This window comes from Bacillus sp. AFS088145 (assembly GCF_002564465.1).
GTDB lineage: Bacteria > Bacillota > Bacilli > Bacillales > Bacillaceae_G > Gottfriedia.
In genome coordinates this window covers 132057-151340 of record NZ_NUUX01000005.1, presented here as the reverse complement: position 1 = coordinate 151340, position 19284 = coordinate 132057, and the positions used below count along the sequence as shown (strand labels likewise).

General features: G+C 33.5%; 19 protein-coding genes, 1 pseudogene and 2 other annotated features. Of the genes and pseudogenes, 9 read left to right on the top strand and 11 right to left on the bottom strand.

What is annotated here, in order from left to right; translation table 11 throughout:
• Positions 1-39: 39 nt before the first annotated feature.
• Positions 40-283 (bottom strand) — a binding site (T-box leader).
• 4 nt (positions 284-287) lie between these two features.
• Positions 288-1544, bottom strand: a complete 1257-nt coding sequence (tyrS, locus tag COI44_RS02700) for a tyrosine--tRNA ligase (protein WP_098426536.1) — start codon at positions 1542-1544, stop codon at positions 288-290.
• 66 nt (positions 1545-1610) lie between these two features.
• Positions 1611-1842: a binding site (T-box leader), on the bottom strand.
• Positions 1843-2029: 187 nt separating this feature from the next.
• Here tyrS and COI44_RS02695 point away from each other — a divergent pair.
• Together COI44_RS02695 and COI44_RS02690 are read left to right on the top strand one after the other, a co-directional pair.
• Positions 2030-2605 carry a LemA family protein gene (locus COI44_RS02695; RefSeq protein WP_069034636.1) on the top strand — a complete coding sequence of 192 codons (576 nt, stop codon included), beginning with the start codon at positions 2030-2032 and terminating at the stop codon, positions 2603-2605.
• Positions 2602-3327, top strand: a complete 726-nt coding sequence (locus COI44_RS02690; RefSeq protein WP_098426535.1) for a TPM domain-containing protein — start codon at positions 2602-2604, stop codon at positions 3325-3327. The genes COI44_RS02695 and COI44_RS02690 overlap by 4 nt, the downstream gene beginning before the upstream one ends.
• A gap of 44 nt (positions 3328-3371) precedes the next feature.
• On the opposite strand, the gene acsA is transcribed toward COI44_RS02690, so the two are convergent.
• The gene (gene acsA, locus COI44_RS02685) at positions 3372-5090 is read right to left on the bottom strand and encodes an acetate--CoA ligase (RefSeq protein WP_098426534.1); all 1719 of its coding nucleotides are present in this window, start codon (positions 5088-5090) and stop codon (positions 3372-3374) included.
• A gap of 180 nt (positions 5091-5270) precedes the next feature.
• Here acsA and COI44_RS02680 point away from each other — a divergent pair, with 180 nt between their 5' ends.
• The 3 genes from COI44_RS02680 to COI44_RS02670 are packed head-to-tail and all read left to right on the top strand — an operon-like array spanning position 5271 to position 7752.
• Entirely contained in the window at positions 5271-5903 is a 633-nt protein-coding gene (locus COI44_RS02680) for a GNAT family N-acetyltransferase (RefSeq protein ID WP_091023612.1), read from the top strand.
• A 35-nt stretch (positions 5904-5938) separates the two neighbouring features.
• Complete coding sequence (locus COI44_RS02675; RefSeq protein WP_098426533.1) at positions 5939-6580, top strand: acetoin utilization AcuB family protein; 642 nt, start codon at positions 5939-5941, stop codon at positions 6578-6580.
• Entirely contained in the window at positions 6580-7752 is a 1173-nt protein-coding gene (locus tag COI44_RS02670) for an acetoin utilization protein AcuC (RefSeq protein ID WP_098426532.1), read from the top strand. Before COI44_RS02675 ends, COI44_RS02670 begins: the two co-directional genes overlap by 1 nt.
• A 535-nt stretch (positions 7753-8287) precedes the next feature.
• Here COI44_RS02670 and ccpA read toward each other — a convergent pair.
• The 4 genes from ccpA to COI44_RS02650 form a co-directional block, all read right to left on the bottom strand.
• Positions 8288-9286 (bottom strand): catabolite control protein A, encoded by a 999-nt coding sequence (ccpA, locus tag COI44_RS02665; protein WP_098426531.1) that lies wholly within the window; start codon positions 9284-9286, stop codon positions 8288-8290.
• A 259-nt stretch (positions 9287-9545) separates the two neighbouring features.
• On the bottom strand, positions 9546-10616 hold the full coding sequence (locus COI44_RS02660) for a bifunctional 3-deoxy-7-phosphoheptulonate synthase/chorismate mutase (RefSeq protein ID WP_098426530.1): 1071 nt from the start codon (positions 10614-10616) through the stop codon (positions 9546-9548).
• 563 nt (positions 10617-11179) lie between these two features.
• Positions 11180-11614, bottom strand: coding sequence for an alpha/beta fold hydrolase (locus COI44_RS24800; RefSeq protein ID WP_353616002.1), 435 nt, complete (start codon positions 11612-11614; stop codon positions 11180-11182).
• 33 nt (positions 11615-11647) lie between these two features.
• Positions 11648-12598 (bottom strand): acetamidase/formamidase family protein, encoded by a 951-nt coding sequence (locus tag COI44_RS02650; RefSeq protein WP_098426529.1) that lies wholly within the window; start codon positions 12596-12598, stop codon positions 11648-11650.
• 232 nt (positions 12599-12830) lie between these two features.
• On the opposite strand from COI44_RS02650, the gene COI44_RS02645 reads away from it, so the two are divergent.
• Positions 12831-13220 carry a rhodanese-like domain-containing protein gene (locus COI44_RS02645; RefSeq protein WP_098426528.1) on the top strand — a complete coding sequence of 130 codons (390 nt, stop codon included), beginning with the start codon at positions 12831-12833 and terminating at the stop codon, positions 13218-13220.
• 40 nt (positions 13221-13260) lie between these two features.
• Here the strand turns inward: COI44_RS02645 and ytxJ are convergent, their stop codons facing one another.
• Together ytxJ and COI44_RS02635 are read right to left on the bottom strand one after the other, a co-directional pair.
• A complete protein-coding gene (ytxJ, locus tag COI44_RS02640) occupies positions 13261-13590 on the bottom strand; it encodes a bacillithiol system redox-active protein YtxJ (protein WP_098426527.1) in 330 nt (109 codons plus the stop codon).
• Positions 13556-14053, bottom strand: coding sequence for a DUF948 domain-containing protein (locus tag COI44_RS02635; protein ID WP_098426526.1), 498 nt, complete (start codon positions 14051-14053; stop codon positions 13556-13558). Before COI44_RS02635 ends, ytxJ begins: the two co-directional genes overlap by 35 nt.
• 199 nt (positions 14054-14252) lie before the next feature.
• Here COI44_RS02635 and COI44_RS02630 point away from each other — a divergent pair, with 199 nt between their 5' ends.
• Positions 14253-15368 (top strand): aminopeptidase, encoded by a 1116-nt coding sequence (locus tag COI44_RS02630; RefSeq protein ID WP_098426525.1) that lies wholly within the window; start codon positions 14253-14255, stop codon positions 15366-15368.
• 61 nt (positions 15369-15429) lie between these two features.
• Positions 15430-15510, top strand: a pseudogene (locus COI44_RS24945) (SDR family oxidoreductase); the annotation flags it as partial.
• A gap of 67 nt (positions 15511-15577) precedes the next feature.
• Here the strand turns inward: COI44_RS24945 and COI44_RS02625 are convergent.
• Together COI44_RS02625 and COI44_RS02620 are read right to left on the bottom strand one after the other, a co-directional pair.
• Positions 15578-16786 carry a dicarboxylate/amino acid:cation symporter gene (locus COI44_RS02625; RefSeq protein ID WP_098426524.1) on the bottom strand — a complete coding sequence of 403 codons (1209 nt, stop codon included), beginning with the start codon at positions 16784-16786 and terminating at the stop codon, positions 15578-15580.
• A gap of 215 nt (positions 16787-17001) precedes the next feature.
• Positions 17002-17262, bottom strand: a complete 261-nt coding sequence (locus COI44_RS02620; RefSeq protein WP_049819710.1) for a DUF1292 domain-containing protein — start codon at positions 17260-17262, stop codon at positions 17002-17004.
• Between the two features lie 323 nt (positions 17263-17585).
• On the opposite strand from COI44_RS02620, the gene COI44_RS02615 reads away from it, so the two are divergent.
• Positions 17586-17873, top strand: a complete 288-nt coding sequence (locus COI44_RS02615; RefSeq protein WP_098426523.1) for a hypothetical protein — start codon at positions 17586-17588, stop codon at positions 17871-17873.
• A 62-nt stretch (positions 17874-17935) separates the two neighbouring features.
• On the opposite strand, the gene COI44_RS02610 is transcribed toward COI44_RS02615, so the two are convergent.
• A complete protein-coding gene (locus COI44_RS02610) occupies positions 17936-19264 on the bottom strand; it encodes a Na+/H+ antiporter NhaC family protein (RefSeq protein ID WP_098426522.1) in 1329 nt (442 codons plus the stop codon).
• Between the last annotated feature and the right edge of the window lie 20 nt (positions 19265-19284).

Sequence of the window (19284 nt, the reverse complement as noted above, 5' to 3'; positions counted from 1 at the left end):
CAAAAAAAGCCAATAAAAAATCGAGGCCCCCCTATAAAATATAGGGACGACCTCGATCGCGTTACCACCCTAGTTATAAGAAATAAATACTTATATAAGAAAAATTCCTTATCACTCGAATCTGTAACGTAGACTTACGTTCTTCCCTTCATTAGATCCACTAACTACGAAAAGAAAACTCCCGAAATGTAATTCATTTGATTGCATAGACGAGTTTTCACCAACCACTCGCTCTCTGAACTACTACCAATCAAACTACTGCTTTTTCGTTCACTGTTTGTTCGATATTATAATGTAACCAAGTGGTATTTCTTCTTACCACGACGGATAATAATAAATTGCTCTTCAATTGCATCTTGTTTAGTTAACACAGTTGCAACGTCTTGTATACGATCTCCATTTACATAAACCGCACCGTTTTGTACATCTTCACGTGCTTGACGTTTTGATGGAGAAATTTTTGCTTCAACTAGTAAGTCTACTAATCCTTTTTCTGCTTCACTTAAATTGAATGAAGGCACGTCTTTAAAACCTTGTTTGATTTCAGCAGCCGTTAATTCTTTTACAGATCCACTAAATAGTGCTTCTGTAATTTTAATTGCTTGATCAAGAGCTTCTTCACCGTGAACTAGTTTTGTTACTTCAGCAGCTAATGCTTTTTGAGCAATACGTTGTTCTGGTGCTTCATTAAATTGTTTCTCAAGCTCTAAAATTTCCTCTTTAGTTAAGAAAGTAAAGTATTTCAAGTATTTAACTACATCACGGTCATCTGTATTAATCCAGAATTGGTAGAATTCGTATGGAGTTGTTTTTTCAGGGTCTAACCAAACTGCTCCGCCTTCTGTTTTACCAAATTTAGAACCATCAGCTTTTGTTACTAAAGGTACTGTAAGACCAAAAGCTTTAGAATCTTCTTCTGTCTTACGGATTAATTCCATACCAGCTGTAATATTACCCCATTGGTCACTACCACCAATTTGTAATTTACAGTTATGGTCTTGGTATAATTTTAAGAAATCATATGATTGTAAAATCATGTAACTGAATTCAGTAAATGAAATACCTGCTTCTAATCGAGATGCAACTGAATCTTTAGCAAGCATGTAGTTTAATCCGAAGTTTTTACCGATGTCACGTAAGAATGTAATAACATCTAATTCGCCTGTCCAATCAAAGTTATTAACTACTTTAGCAGCATTTTCACCTTCGAAGTTTAAAAATGGTAATAATTGTGTACGAATTCGTTCACTGAACATTTTTACTGTTTCAGTAGTATTTAACGTACGTTCTGCCTTCTTACCACTTGGGTCACCGATCATTCCAGTTGCTCCACCTACTAAACCAATTGGTTTATGTCCTGCAACTTGAAATCTCTTTAACATTAACACTGGTAATAAGTGACCAATGTGTAAGCTATCACCAGTTGGGTCAAAACCACAATATAATGAAACAGATTCTTCGCTTAATAATTTTTGTAGACCTTCTTCATCTGTCATTTGATTAATTAATCCACGAAATTCTAAATCTTGTAAGATATTTTCCATTTTTAGCCCACCCCTTCTATGCTCTATACGTCGTTTAAACAAAATAAAAAGTCCCTACTGATAAACAGTAGGGACGAATAATTATAATCGCGGTACCACCCTAGTTGTAGCTAATAAATCTAGCTACCTCTCATACAATTAACGGTTGTTAACCGTTCTAATCCTAATTTGCATTAAACAAATTTCGAAAAAGAATGCTCCAGGGTGTAATTCATGTCAATGTCTGTGCTAATTCTCACCGACCATTAGCTCTCTGATCCAATACCATTCACACTACTAAGCCTTTCAACGCTCACTATTAAAATGTTATGAAACATTTATATCACAAATAAAACGTTTAAGTCAAATAGATAATTAAATTTTTATTAATTTTATTTAAATTGTCATTCAATATTTGAATAAAAATGCTTTCTATCAAATAATATGGTTAAATATTAATACTAACATCTTTAAAAATACATATTTTGGAAATGGAGTGTTTTTTCTTGAAGAATAAAGGAATATGGATTGCTTTAATTATTGTAGTCGTTCTAATTTTTATGGGTGTAGGAAGCTATAATAGCTTTGTGACTCAGGAAGAAAATGTAACAAATAAAATGTCACAAGTTGATAACCAACTAAAACGTCGTTCAGATTTAATACCAAACTTAGTAAATACAGTAAAAGGATATGCTACACAAGAGAAAGATGTGATTGCTTCAGTAACAGATGCACGCGCAAAATTAGCTGGTGCTCAAACGACTGCTGATAAAAGTAAAGCTGATGCAGAGTTGTCTGGAGCATTAAGTCGTCTATTAGTAGTAGTAGAAAACTATCCTGATTTAAAATCAAATCAAAATTTCCAAGCATTAATGGATAGCCTTGAAGGAACTGAAAATCGACTAGCTATTGCTCGTAAAGATTATAATGATGCAGTAACTGTATACAACCAAAAAATCAAAAAATTCCCGGGTGTACTAGTAGCTGGACCTTTTGGATTCGAGAAGAAGGATTACTTTGAAGTATCTGAAAAAGATAAAGCTACACCTGAGGTTGACTTTAGTGGCGATGGTAATAAATGAGAAAATTTCTCTCATCAATATTCCTAATAGGATTTCTTTTTTCATTTGCTACAGGAGCAAATGCTGAAATTAAAGTACCTTCTCAAGTAGGAGACATTTATGTACAAGATTATGCAAATGTTCTTAACAGAGAAGATACACAAACTCTAATTCAATTAGGGAAAAAGTTAGAGGACACTACCTCTGCTCAACTTGCGGTATTAACAATCCCAAGTCTGGAAGGAAATGATATTAAAGAATATGCTAATACAGCATTTCGAAAATATGGTTTAGGTAATAAAGAGAAAAATAATGGTGTACTTTTGTTATATGCTAAAAAAGATAGACAAATAAGAATCGAAGTAGGATATGGTTTAGAAGGAGTTGTAACAGATATTAGATCTGGTAACATTCTGGATCAGAGTGCTATTCCATATTTGAAAAAAGGTGAAGAATCCCTTGCAATAACAAACACATATAAATCACTATATAATGTTATTTTAAATGGATCTGAACAAACTGGTCATTCTAAGACAAGTAATTTATGGGCAACTTTAAAAGTATTCATTATCATTGCGATTGTAATCGCAATTATCATCATTGATATGATGTTCTTTAATGGTGTACTTACTTATTTCATTTTGAATTTATTACCTGCACTATTAAACTCATCAGGTAGCGGTGGCCCAAGAGGCGGTGGCGGAGGAAGCTCCGGCGGTGGTGGCTCCGATCGAAAATTTTAGAACAACAAAAAACCATTGGATCTTTTCCCAATGGTTTTTTGTTATTAATCTTCCATCGTTGATAAATCACCAGTTGGAAGGTCTAACTCCCATGCTTTTAATACTCTTCGCATAATTTTTCCGCTTCGAGTTTTTGGTAATTTATCACGGAATTCGATTTGTCTAGGAGCTGCATGAGCTGCTAGTCCTAATTTTACAAAGTTACGTATTTCTTCTTTCAATTCATCTGAAGCAACATAACCATCTCTTAGCGCAACAAATGCCTTAATAATCTCACCTCTTACAGGATCTGGTATACCAATTACACCAGCTTCTGCAATTGCAGGATGCTCGACAAGCTTACTTTCTACTTCAAATGGACCTACTCTCTCACCAGAAGTCATAATTACATCGTCTACTCGACCTTGGAACCAGAAATATCCATCCTCATCCATATAAGCTGAATCACCTGAAACATACCACTCATCATTTAAGAAATATGATTGGAATTTTGGTTCATTATTCCAAATTGTGTTCATCATCGATGGCCAACCCTTTTTAATTGCTAGATTTCCCATCGTATATGGAGCAACTTCATTACCGTTATTATCAACAATTGCTGCCTCGATTCCAGGGAATGGTTTACCCATTGAACCTGGGCGAATTGGCATACATGGATAGTTACAAATTAATGAAGCTCCAGTTTCTGTCATCCACCAATTATCATGGATTCGTAAATTAAATACTTTTGCTCCCCAACGAACTACCTCTGGATTTAAAGGCTCTCCAACACTTAAAATATGTCGAAGTGAACTTAAATCATACTTCTTAATAATGTCTTCCCCTGAACCCATTAGCATACGGAATGCTGTCGGAGCACTATACCAAACCGTTACGCCAAATTCTTGAATTGTTTCATACCAAGCATCAGGACTGAAACGACCTCCTAATATCACGTTAGAAGCACCATTTAACCAAGGTCCAAAAATACCGTAAGAAGTTCCAGTTACCCAACCTGGATCTGCTGTACACCAATATACATCATCTTTTTGAAGATCCGTCACCCATTTACCAGTTTGATAGTGTTGAATCATCGCTTGTTGAACATGAAGAACACCTTTTGGTTTTCCTGTTGACCCTGAAGTATAATGTAAAATTAAACCATCATGACGATTTAACCATGTAATCTCAAAATCTGTTTTCGCCTCTTTATAACGAGCTTTAAAATCTACAAATTTACCGCCTTCCTCAACATCATCACCTATAAGGAAGATTGTTTTTAACGCAGGTAGATCATTAACTGGAACACGTGATAATAATGCTGGCGTTGTGACTAATACCTTTGCCTCACTATCCTCTAAACGATCCTTAACAGCGCCTTCCATAAATGCCTCGAATAAAGGACCAACAATAGCACCTAATTTTAAAGCTCCTAAAAGTGCAAAATACAATTCTGGTTGACGAGGCATGAAAATAAATACTCGATCACCTTTTTCAACATCGCCGAATTGTTTTAAAACATTTGCAGCCTTATTTGAATTAATTTTCATTTCTTCAAATGTATATTTTTCATTTCGCTTATCATCTTTGTAATACAAAGCAACTTTATCTTTTCGATCAGAATTTGCATGACGATCGATAGCTTCAAAAGCTACATTATACTTTTGTGTTGTATACCAAGAAAACTCTTTTTCTACATCTTCCCACTTAAAATTTTTATAAGTTTCCTCATAGTTTTTTAAATTAAATTGTCCATTTTTTACCGGAAGCGCTTCCACCTTCATATAAATCCCTCCTTGATATTCTCTACTATCATTATACAATGATAAGATTTAATTTTCAGTATTTTTAATAAATTAACCATTTATATGTATTAGACACATACTGTTTTTTTTCCTGTATGTCTTTCCTGCATTTTTTAGTATGATTATTAAAAAGGTGTTTTCTAAGGGGAGTGAGAAATATTGGATCACCCAAAAAAATATTTTTCAAAAACAATCCAAACTGTGCATGGTGAATTAATTATAGAGGGACCAGTCGAATCTGCCTTACTTGAAACATATCATTTTCATGAAAATTTAACATCTTTTAGACAACCAGCACAGCAACATAAAGCAATTGTTGAAATTGCTAGTCTACCTGAAGCTAGAATTATTATTGCTAGACTTGATCAAACAATAGTAGGTTACGTAACTTATTTATATCCAGACCCACTTGAAAGATGGTCAAAAACAACTCTAGAAAATTTAATCGAGCTTGGAGCAATTGAGGTAATACCTGAATTCCGTGGTTTTTCAGTTGCTAAAAATATGTTAATTCTCTCAATGTTAGATGATGCAATGGAAGACTATATTATTATCACAACAGAGTATTATTGGCATTGGGATTTAAAAGGTACTGGTTTAAATGTATGGGAATATCGAAAAATGATGGAAAAAATGATGAATGCCGGTGGACTCATCCAATTTGCAACTGATGATCCTGAAATCTGTTCCCATCCAGCAAACTGTTTAATGGTAAGAATGGGAAAACGAGTAACAACTGAAGAAATTCAAGCATTTGACGCACTACGCTTTTTACAAAGATATATGTACTAATTGAACTTTAATCTCGAAAGGTAGGATTCAAAATAATGCTTATTCAAGATATTATGCGCAGTTCAAACATTACTTTTAAAAAAGAAAATACAATCGGTGAAGCAGTAACTATTTTTCGAACTGGTGATGTACGACATATTCCAATCATTAATGAAGATGATCAAGTGGTTGGAATCATTTCTGATCGAGATGTACGCGATGCTTTACCTTCAACACTTTTTCCACAAGCATTTTCATCTGTACTTGAGGTTCCTGTTGAAAAAATTATGACTACTAATGTCATTACTTGCAGTCCAATTGACTTTGTTGAAGAAGTAGCAACTTATTTCTATCAATATAAAATAGGCTGTTTACCTGTTGTTTCTAGCGGAAAATTAATAGGACTTGTGACCGAAATTGATGTATTACACACTCTAGTAACGTTAACAGGAGCCTATCAACCTAGCTCCCAAATAGAAATCTTAGTCCATGATCATCCAGGCATTTTAAGTGACGTTGTTAACGTATTTTCAAAAGAAAACATTAATATTGTAAGTGTCCTTGTTTACCCTGCAAAAGAAGTGGATCATAAGGTTCTTGTATTTAGAATTCAAACGATGAATCCACTTTCAATCATTCAAACTTTAAAAACTGAAGGATATAAAATTCTTTGGCCAAATGAAGCGAGTGAATTATGATGAAAAAGGATGCATACTTAGTATATAGCGAAGAATACCATGCCTATCAATTCAACGAAAAACACCCATTTAATCCGATTCGCTCTCAATTAGTTTATGAACTATTAAAATCTAGTAATCTATTAAATGATGCTGATATTATTCCACCAAGATTAGCAACAGATGACGAGCTGCTCCTTTTTCATGATTTACAATTTATCGAACAAGTAAAAAAAGCAAGCCGCGAACCAGTTAGTGCAAATATCGCTGAACAATTTGGACTTGGAACTGATGATACACCCATTTTTAAAAATATGCACGAGGCCAGTTCTTTAATTGTTGGTGGCACCTTAACGGCAGTAGATGCTGTTCTAGATGGAAAATCCAATCATGCTTTTAATTTAGGTGGTGGACTACATCACGGTTTTAAACGAAAAGCCTCTGGTTTTTGTGTTTATAATGACTGTGCAATCGCCATAAAATATATTCAACAGAAATATGGTTTAAAGGTGTTATATGTAGATACGGACGCACACCATGGCGACGGAGTTCAGTGGGCATTTTATGATGACCCAACTGTTTGTACACTCTCAATCCATGAAACTGGTAGATACCTATTTCCCGGTACAGGTGCGGTAACCGAAAGAGGACAAGGTAAAGGTTTCGGATACTCATTTAACATTCCAATAGATGCATTCACCGAGGATGAATCATTTCTATTAAGCTATAAAAAAGCAATAAACGATATAGCCCAATACTTCAAACCAGATGTAATTCTCACCCAAAATGGCTCAGATTCGCATTGTTACGATCCATTAACTCATCTTTGTACGACAATGAAAACATTCGAGGAAATCCCAAAAATCGCACACGAAATCGCTCACAAATATTGCGATGGCAAATGGATTGCTGTTGCTGGTGGAGGATACGATTACTGGAGAGTAGTACCAAGAGCTTGGTCACAAGTATGGCTAGCTATGACAAATCAACAACCAACTTCTAACTTAATACCGGACAACTGGCTAGAAAAATGGCAGAAAATTGCTAATGTTAAGTTACCTACAACCTGGACAGACAATCCATCTATCGTAAAGCCTATTCCAAGAAAAAAGGAAATAGAGGAATACAACGAGCAAGTCTTATACCGGTCACTTGAGCCATTGCACATTCAGCAAAAAAAGCCTTTTATTTAAATACTACACGCCGTCTGAGGGGTATTCTCGACGGCTTTTTTAATTTGGGTAGACTTTTGATCATGAAATAGTAGAATCCAATTCAAATTTGGTTCGTTTTTAGATAGATTTAGAGCAAACTTGCTAGTTTCCCTTAAAAAAAGAGCTGCTATTGAAGAAAATTAGCTCTATATACCCACCCAGTATAGGTAATATATTATTTTATTTGCGATTCTGATCGTTTTAAGATTTACCAATTTTAATTGCATTACTCAGATTTTAATTGCATTTTTACCAATTTTAATTGCGATTCTCCTCTTATTTGCACTTATTTAAACTTTATTTGCGGTTCTCCAATGTTTATTTGCACCCCTTCGTTTATTCAACGACACCCTCTTTTTATTTGAACCAATTAAGACCATTAACGGACCTCCCAAGTTTATTTGCACCTATTGAGTACTTAATTGTGGTCCACCCAAATTTACTTTCACCAATAAGTTCCCCATAAAAACAAAAAAGCCTAGAATTACTAAAATTCTAAGCTACTTTTCATCATTTACTTTGTTGATTGTCTAATTTGAAGATGATGCGGAAGAATGACTGTATGATCTTCCACTGTCTCTTTATTCATATACTTCGTTAATAATCTCATTGCAACTGCACCAATATCATACATTGGTTGAGCAACAGATGATAATTTTGGACGCACCATTAATGCCAATCTTGTATTATCAAACCCAAAAACCTCAAGATTATTCGGTACTAATATTCCGTGGTCTTGAGCACTGTGGATAACGCCAATCGCCATTTCATCAGATGCTACGAAAATCGCGGTCGGAATAATATTACGCTCATGGAAAGCTTCAAAAGCTTCACTTCCTGATTCATACGTATTATCACCATAAGTTACTAACTCTTCATCGAATTCGATTCCATTTTCTTGTAAAGCACGTTTATATCCTTCTAACTTACTTAATCCGATAATATTCGTTTCAGTAGGTCCGTTTACGAATGCTACCTTTTGGTGACCTTTTTTAATTAAATAATCTACTGCATCAAATGCCGCCTGAGCATAGTCGATATTTACAGAAGGGATTTTATTAGCTTCATCATATGTAGTCGCTAATACGATTGGAACGCCAGCCTTTTCGTACTCTTCTTGATGAATATCCGTAATTGTTCCACCAATAAATAAAATTCCGTCAACCTGTTTTGCTAACATATTATTTATTAATGTTATTTCTTTCTCAACATTCTCATCTGAGTTACTTAAGATAATATTGTATTTATACATTGTTGCAATATCTTCAATACCACGTGCTAGTTCTGCATAAAAAGTATTTGAAATATCTGGAATTATTACACCAACTGTAGTTGTTTTTTTACTTGCTAGTCCTCTTGCTACTGCATTTGGTCTATATCCTAAACGGCTGATCGCTTCGTTTACTTTTTTTCGTGTAGTAGGTTTAACATTTGGATTACCATTAACTACTCGTGAAACTGTAGCCATGGAAACGTTTGCCTCACGTGCTACATCATAAATCGTAACCGTCATATTCATCACTCCTCTATTTTATTCTATCTATTATGTAGTTTGTTTTTTATTTAGGTAAAATAGTCATAAAACGTAATATTCCACAAAAATAGTGCTTCATTCTATCTTATAGTGAAACGAATATTCGTTCAATACACCTATTAGAAAAAAATGTAAATTATTCGTAGTTTATCACTATATATTGCTAATTTAAAACAAACGTTCACAAATTATTCAAAAAGCGCCAACTGATTTTGTTCAGCCAGCGCTTTTATGTTGATTATCGATTTATAAAAGAATTAACTTCAGACATAAATTGGTCAAATTGATCAAAATTCATTTGCTGAGATGAGTCACTTAAAGCAGTTGCAGGATCTGGATGAACCTCTGCCATAATACCATCAGCTCCAATTGCTAGTCCCGCTTTTGCTGCAGGTATTAGTAAGTCTCTTCTACCTGTCGAATGTGTAACATCTACTAATACTGGTAAATGTGTTTCTTGTTTTAAAATTGGAACAGCTGTTATATCTAATGTATTTCTCGTAGCTTTTTCATAAGTTCTTATACCACGTTCACATAAAATAATTTCTTGATTGCCTTCTGACATGATGTATTCAGCTGCATAAATGAATTCTTCGATTGTCGCTGATAAACCTCGTTTTAATAAAATTGGTTTATTAACAGAACCTGCTGCTTTTAGTAATTCAAAGTTCTGCATATTTCTTGCGCCGATTTGAATGATATCAACATAATCTAATGCCATTTCGATATGTTCTGGGCTTACTATTTCACTAATAATTGCCAACCCATGGTTTTGGCCAACTTCTTTTAAAATCTTTAAGCCCTCTTCACCTAGTCCTTGGAAGTCATAAGGCGAAGTACGTGGTTTAAATGCACCACCACGCATAATTTTTATTCCTTGTTCCTTTAATACTTTCGCTACTGAATCAACTTGTTCATAGCTCTCGACTGCACATGGACCAGCAATAATAATTGGGCTTCCATCACCAATATTAACACCATTTACATTTACGATTGTGTTTTCTGATTTTCTTTTTCTTGAAACAAGGAGAACTTTTTTATCGTCTTCTTCTTGAAGCTCTAGGCTACTTTTAAAAATTTCTTTAAAAATATGTTGGAGGGTAGCCGTACTAAAAGGACCTTCATTGATTTCGGCAATATGATCTAGCATCTTACGTTCCCTCACTGGGTCATAGCGTTTAACACCTTGATCAATTTTTGCTATTCCAATTTTCTTTGCGATTTCGCCTCTTCTATTTAATAACTCAAATATTTGATGATTAATCTCGTCTATTTCAATTCTAAGTTGTTCTAAATCATTTTTAGTCAAATTTAAATCCTCCTTGCAAATACCAATATCTCATTTGTTATTATGACACTTTATTGAAAGCTAATCAAAACATGAGCATTATTTTAAAAAAATGTTTTTTTGTGAATATTTTGTATTCTCATTGGGAATAGTTGCGAGACCAAATAAAAAGAAGAGNNCTCTTCTTTTTATTTGGTCTTAAGTAGTAGTACGTCCTTTTTCTATTTCTAATACTCTTTCTAACCATTCATTGATTAGCGAGTTGAAGAGATTCACTTGTTCTATTTGAAGATTATGGCCAGCTTTGTCTAAAATTGCAAATGTTGCTCTTGGAAATTTTTCAAGAATAGTAAATGCGTCTTTAAACCCTACGACCGAGTCTTGTAATCCTAATAAAAATAAACTTGGTTCATTAAACTTAATTTTATCTATTTCAAATGAAAATCCGTAGTTATTCCTAATCTTAGATAAAAATTCCTGATCGGCGATTGAACATCCGCTAACAATTTCATCTTTATAGCGAACCCAAGTTTTCTCATCTAGAATTACGTTATTTGAACGAAAATCAGTTTTTTCAAGTTCGTTTAATTTTTATCTTCAACTATTATGGTATGGCTTGGTAACGACCTTTTGTCAAATTCTGGAATAATCATTGGGCAAATTAATGCAATGCCTTTGACTTTTTCAGGTCTATTAGCAATTATTCCTCTTGCTAAATATCCCCCGTAAGATTCTCCGGCTAATAAAAATGATTGATTCGGTATGATCATATCAATAAATTTTAAGACGATATTCAGCATATCATCTGTCGTATTAATGTTTGTTCCGCCCTTAGTTTTACCCATACCTGGAAGGTCAAAGTAAATCCTTTTATAACCGTTTTTCTTAGTAAAAATCGGTTCCATGCAACCTTGCATTAACCTGGAGTCTGGAGTAAACCCATGAATCATAACGATTGGTTTTCCTTCTCCAATTATTTCATAGTTTATGTCAATATTATCTAAAGTACAAAAAGGCATTTCATTAACCTCCAATTTTCAAATCTATTCATTTTAATAAATTGAAGTGATATTAATATTATGAGGCAAAACAGCATGGACACCCTTAATATGGTTAACAATTTGAGTTATTCTCAAATCAACACAAACACTAGCTAAAGCAACCGCTTCTGTTTTTTCAATAGCATATAACTCTTGAATTAATTCGACCATGCCATTTAATGCTGTTTTAGTTGCTTTATTTAAGTCTTCATCAAAGCCAAAAGTAAGCCACCCTACCGGCGTGTTAGCTCGTGGCATATTAATCTGCATGTCTTCTCTTACTGTAAGAGTTAGATTCACTTTATCAAATGGAGATTCAATCGCTTGACCAGATACTTCCCCATCTCCTTGTGCAGCGTGTCCATCACCCGCAGAAAAAAGTGCTCCTTCAACGGCTATAGGTAAATACAAAGTACTACCTTCTACCAACTCTTTACAGTCGATATTTCCCCCACAATATCTCGGTGGTATGGTCGAATGTACACCTGATTCAGAAGGCGCTGTACCTAGAACTCCTAAAAATGGTACTAATGGTACCGAAACTTCCTTATCTCTAATTTTAGTCTTCGCCGTATTGTTTTCTTCATTGATTAACCAATTTAATGTCACTTCTAGTTCTTCTGAAATACCTAATGCGTTATTTTGCCAATTCTTTTTACCACCTGCACAATTCCAGCCGTACCAGCCAGCTTTTAATTCGTTTATTTTAACTTCAAGTGTCATACCCGGTTTAGCACCTTCTACAAAAAATGGACCAATCATAGGATGACCCCATTCTTCTTCCTTTTCCCTTGACTCGAATCTTACTCTTTCTCCATTTTGATTCGAATAACCCCATCCGATATCAATCGTATCAAATTCAATCGAATCACCAGAACGAATGATTTGAATTGGTTCATATTCATTACTAAAAGATGCATGCAAATGCTGATCTGATGTCTTAAATTTAAATGTTTCTGGCATATTTACTCCTTCTTTCAACGCTCGATTTTAATATGTAAAAATAATTTAACTATAAATAATTTCTGCACGTAACTTCATTTCCCTTGTTTTAATTATAAATTCTCATTACTTTTTTCCTATAAATCTTATGATTTTCTCCATCAATTTGAATTGGATAAGACTTTCGGTGTATTGTATAGATGAGATTTCCAAATTTAGGGATTTCTAATTTCATTATACTGGAGGAGTAATAATGGCAATTACTTTTAAACAAATGGTTGCAGAAGCACGTGACAATGTACAAGGAATCAGTTCAGCAGATGCTCGTGAAAAAATTAAATCAAATCCTGAAACATTAGTAATTGATGTTCAAGACGCAGCTGATGCAGGTGCATGTGGATTAATACCAAGCAGTTTGAATATCTCACTTGGAATGCTACCAATCCGTGCTGATTTAGAATTACCTGAACATTTACGCGAGCCTAAATTAGCAGATCGAAATCGCCCTGTTCTCGTTACATGTGGCGCAGGTGGTCAAGCATCTTTAGGAGCATATTTACTTAAAAAAATGGGATTCACTGATGTTGCATATATCGATGGTGGTACTGCTGCGTGGAAAGCTGCTGGTTTTGACGTAGAATAAAAAAACTGCACCTTAAGTTACGATTTAAGGTGCAGTTTTTTTATTTTTTTAATAAAGCATTTTCAATTGAATCTTTCTTAATTGAAAAATGAGAAGTATTATAAACTGCTTCTCCATTTTCAAAAATAAATAATTGAGGAGATTCATGTTTTATTGCCGTTTTCTCAGCAATATAGTTAGACAATTCTCTGTCATCTTGGACTTGTAGGAAATACAATGGTACATTCTCATATGCAGATGCAAATGCTAAAAATTCAGTATAAGCTGCATGACTAATTGGGCATGTTGTACTATGCTTTAAAAACACAAATTTCTCTTCGTTGTTAATTAGTTCATCAAACTGTTGAATCGTTGATATTCGATTTACCATTTCTCTTTTTTCCCTCACGCTTAGTTTTGTACTTTTCCCATAAATCCATTGCTGTATTTCCCCAATTTACTAATTGGGACATTTTTTCAGTACTAACTTTTACAGTATTCGATACATTATTAGCAGTATCTCGTACTTTTTCATTCATTTCTGAGATTGTAACTCCGACTTCTTCGACTGATTTAGCTAATACATCAAGGGATTTTGCTCGTTCACGCATATCTTTCGTAAGTTCATTCGAATTATTCACAAAAATTTTAGCCTCATTTGCTAAATGATTCGAAGTATGTACTAATTGAACGGCTTCAACACAAACATTATGTAAATCTTTTTGTGTTTCAGCAATAGTAGACTCTACACCTCTAAATACCCTTTCTAGTCGGAATAAAGTACGACTAATAAATACTACTAAGATCACAAATGCAATTGCTGCGATTAATGCACTAATAGAAATTAAATCCATTCGAAAAAACCCCTTTCCTTCATAGCCTTCCACAAATTTAATCACTTATTTCGTATTATACTACAAATTTTACCAAACACTAAACTAGTCGTAAAACAAGTTTTCAAATTCTTTAGTAAAAAAAGAATACTTTAGTAAACAAAACTGACTAAATAGTTTACAATAGGTATATAGTTATAATTATTGGAGGGAATTTTCAATGAAAGATCCACGTATTTCAAAATTAGCTAAAAACTTAATCAATTACTCAGTAAAATTACAACCAGGAGAAAAAATCTTAATTGAAAACTTTAAGCTAGAAACTGAATTAGTTACAGCTTTAGTTAAAGAAGCATATGCTGCTGGTGGTTTTCCTTTCGTATCAATCAAGGATCATAAAGTAGATCGCGCATTATTAATGGGTGCTACTGAAGAACACTTTAATAAAGTAGCAGAATACGAAGCAAATGTAATGAAAGATATGGACGCTTATATCGGTTTACGTTCAGGTGTTAATATTAATGAACTTTCTGATGTACCAGACGAAAAAACTAAAATCCATGGTAAAACTGTAGGCCAAAAAGTACATAGAGCAATTCGTGTTCCAAATACTAAATGGGTTGTACTACGTTACCCAACTGATTCAATGGCTCAATCAGCAAAAATGAGCACTGAAGCATTTGAAGATTTCTATTTTAATGTATGTAATTTAGATTACGGTAAAATGGACAAAGCAATGGATGCTCTTGTTGAATTAATGAACCGTACTGATAAAGTTCAAATTAAAGGACCTGGAACTGATCTTACATTCTCAATTAAAGATATCCCAGCTATTAAATGTGCTGGTGAAATGAATATTCCAGATGGTGAAGTATTTACAGCACCTGTTCGTAATTCAGTAAATGGTACACTTTCTTATAACACGCCATCTCCTAACAATGGATTTACTTTTGAAAATGTTCAACTTAAATTCAAAGAAGGTAAAATTGTTGAAGCAACTGCTAACGACACTGAGCGTATCAATAAAATCTTTGATACAGATGAAGGTGCACGCTTTATCGGTGAATTCGCAATTGGTGTAAATCCATACATCTTACACCCAATGGGAGACATCTTATTCGATGAAAAAATCGATGGAAGTTTCCACTTTACTCCAGGTCAAGCTTATGATGAAGCATACAACGGTAACAACTCAAATATCCACTGGGATATGGTTTGTATCCAACGTCCTGAATACGGTGGAGGAGAAATCTATTTTGATGACGTTTTAATCCGTAAAGATGGTCTTTTCGTAATCGAAGAATTAAAAGGATTAAACCCTGAAAACTTAAAATAATCTTTTAAAAATGAGAACACATAATAAGCTATGTGTTCTTTTTTGTATCGATTGATTTGAAATATATCTTGCCTCTGATGACTCTTCTTATGTAACAGGCCAAGTACTTCATGTAAATGGAGGTATTATGACTGAAACTTGAAAAATGAGAAGACAAGGAATAATACTCTTACAAAAATAAAAGACTGGGAGATTCCCAGTCTTCGTTTTTATGCAGCCTTTTTCCCGTTAGTCAATCTCTCAACTAACATGCTTACAGATAAATCACCTGTTGCATTTAACATTGTTGCAGGCGGATCAATTAACGTACTAATTGCCGCAAGAATTGGTAAAGATTCTACTGGTAAACCAAACAGAGAAAGAATTAACATTTCCCCAATCATTCCACCATTCGGAATTGCTCCCATTACCATACCCACTAGTAATGCAATACCGATTGTTACAAGATAAATATTCAAACCAGAGAAATTCATTCCAAATACACCAAAGGCAAAAGCAATTTTTACGACTCCACCCATAACAGATCCATCTTTGTGTAATGCACTAGCTAAAGGAATAACAGTCTCTCTAATATTTTTAGATACGCCCATTTGTTCAGCTGATTCAAAATTTGTTGGAATTGTTGCTGCACTACTACAAGTTCCTAAAGATGTTAACGTTGAAGGTAATACATTTTTCCAATAAATTCTAAATCCATAACTACCTCCGGCCATATAAGCAATAATACTATAAACAATAAAATAAAATAGAATAGCAGTTACATAATATAAAACAAAAACTCGCTCATATGAACCTAGTAATTCCTTTCCGTATGTTGGAACAAGATAAGCAAAATAAGCTCCAAGTCCCACAGGTGCAAGATACATAATATAGTTAACCATATTCATAATTACTACATTAGCACTTGATAATAATTTTTTAACAATGTCTGCTTTATCGCCAGCTTTATTCGTTGCTAAACCAACTAATACAGCAAATACAATAATTGCTAACATATTGCTTCTTGAGAACAAGCCTGAGAAATCATTCACCGTAAATGTATTTACAATTTGCTCCGCTACTGATACTTTATCAGTTGCATCTGGCTTAACAATTGGGATATGAACCCCATGTGCAGGTGGATAAACTTTCATAACAACAAGCATTATGATTGCTGCAGTAATACCTGTAAATAAAAATACCCCTGACATATTTCGCATAATCTTACCGAATTTTTCTCCTCCACCATTTGCAAAGCTTGAAGCTACAGAGAAAAACACAAGCGGTACAACTACTACGAATAATAAGTTTAAAAAGAAATCCCCTATTGGTTTAAGGGCTATTCCTACGCTTTCGTTAGTGTAACCGATGACTGAACCTATGATGATACTACTTAGTAAAATCAAAGGGAAAGCGTAATTTCTAAATGAAAATTTCATAAGCTTCCTCCTAATATAATTGCTATTTGTAGTATACCGAAAATTTAATAGTTTGTACTGCTAATTTTTAATAAAACCTACATATTTCTACATAAACATACAAAAAAGAACACTTTGTATGATCTACAAGTGTTCTAATTTTATTAAAATTATGAAATACTTCCTATTCCTTTGCCCGTATTCCAATGCTTTAATCCTACTTATTTCTGATCTTATTATCTTAAGACTTCATCAAAAGCAGCTGAAACTTTTTCAAACTCTTCTTCTGTTTCTATATCGTAAAACTCGCCATCTTCTTCGACTCTTAGGAAGAAAACATCAATATCCTCTTCACTTTCTTTTTCTACTTCTTCAAGTAAACCTACTGCTATATATTCATGACCTTCAATCGTAATTGAGCCTAGTACTTCGTAATCTTGCTCGTCTCCTTCATCATAGCTAAGTGTTAGAATTTCGCCTACTTCAATCTTTTCCATAAATATTGACCTCACTTATTTCAAATTATTCATTTTGCATAAAGAAAAACCTTTATGTTCCTTTAGTGTAACAGAATGGTGCAAAACATTAAATTGTAAATACACTTAAAGCTTTTCTAAATCGTTCTACTTTTAAACCATCTTTTTATAAAGAATCAATTTTAGTAAAAAAATATATTTTTAAAAATTTACATGAATATTTTTACCAACGCTGTAATAAGATTTAGAACAACCAATTCTTAAGTTTCTTTCAAGTTTATTAAGTTGGACAAGCCTACGTCTTCAAATAGTAGATATTTTCTATATTTAGGGAGGATTACAGAATGTCAAAATTAATAACGAGTCAAGAACAAATTAGTAGAAAAACTGTCAAATTCAAATCATTCTTTCAACGTTTTACTAAAAACCATTTAATTGATGAAACGCCATCACAACTTTTACATAATGAGTTAAGAAGCTTACAAAAACTTTTAGAGCTAAAAGAAATTAATTTTATTTATGCAGATCCCGAATACATAGATGTGGCTATAATGGAATTAGAAGCTATACGTACAAAATACAGTATTACAGTTAGACAATTAAAAGAAATACAGTCTGCTAGTGTTGTATGAAAAAAAGAGATAAATAGCATATTAGCTATTTATCTCTTTTTCTATATTTTTACCCTTGCTGATTAAGAACTGACCTCATACTTCGTTTCGTAAGTCTTAACTTTTTTAAATACATTGATGAAAATCGTTAAGCATGGAAGAAGCCATAAGAATATTGCATAAGGTAAATACTCATGTAACTTCATATTAATGACTGTACTACTCATGATTGCAAGAACATTCCAAGGGATCATCGCTGGAAATAATAAAGTTGTATCCGCCATTAACCGAGCCAATTCTTCTTTGTTATATTTATTTGACCAATGCGCTAAAAAAGATCGTCCTGTTAAAATAATAGGCATCGTTTGGTTACCTGCTATTACGCATATAACAGCTGTTGCACCAATTGTTTTTAGAGAATCGGATAACATTGAAGTTGAGGTTTGAAGCCATTTATCTAGCATAGGCTGAATGATATTAAGCTCCTCTAACAATGCATTATAAATTCCTGCTACAGCAATAAACAATAACAAGCTATACATATGACTTAGCCCTCCACCAAGTCCATTAATTCCGTGCCAAAAAGAATTCACAATTTTACTAAAAGAAATTCCATTAAACAAAGCTATTAAACTTCCAGAAAAAATACTAATGACATACGAGTAAATAATGTTAATTCGAAATAAAACAAGTACAACTAATAAAATCGGTGGAATAAATTGAATGAATGAAATATCCTTATTGCTCACGATTTCATGATGTGTCTGGGTAATTCCTTGCGCAAACTGTAAATCCATTACGCTAAAAAATATGATTGTTACGATTACAGCAGTAATGGATGTAAAAAGCATCGCTTTACCTTGTTTTTTAACAGTTGTTTCAAGAATATTAGCTAAAAGTTGATGTGCGCTTGAAAAAGGTGACGTTCGATCACCAACAAATGCACCCGAAATAACCGCTCCCGCCGATATTTCCACAGGTATATGCAGTAGTATGGCACTACTAATAAGAGGAACTCCTAAAGCACTTAATGTTCCAATCGACGAACCCAAAATCATTGAAAAAATCATCGTCGTTAGAAAACAAAACACAAAAAAATGATGTGGATTTATTGCCTGTAAAGTAATCGAAACCATCGATGTTATCGTTCCTGATAAATACCAAGATGGAAGTAAAAAGCTAATTAAAAATAAGATAAAGAGAACAATTTTAACTTTTCCCATCCCTTGATAGCTTAACTTCATAATATTTCTAACTGCATATCCTCTTTTTAAACTTAATACGATTAAAAAAATTAATCCTGGTAAAATTCCAAATACGAGAGAGATATGTAATATGACGGAACTAATAATTCCAGTCAAAGTTACTAATATTAGGAAACTTGCCTGTTTAACTGAAAATTGATTCTCCATCCTTCTCCTTCTTTCAAACA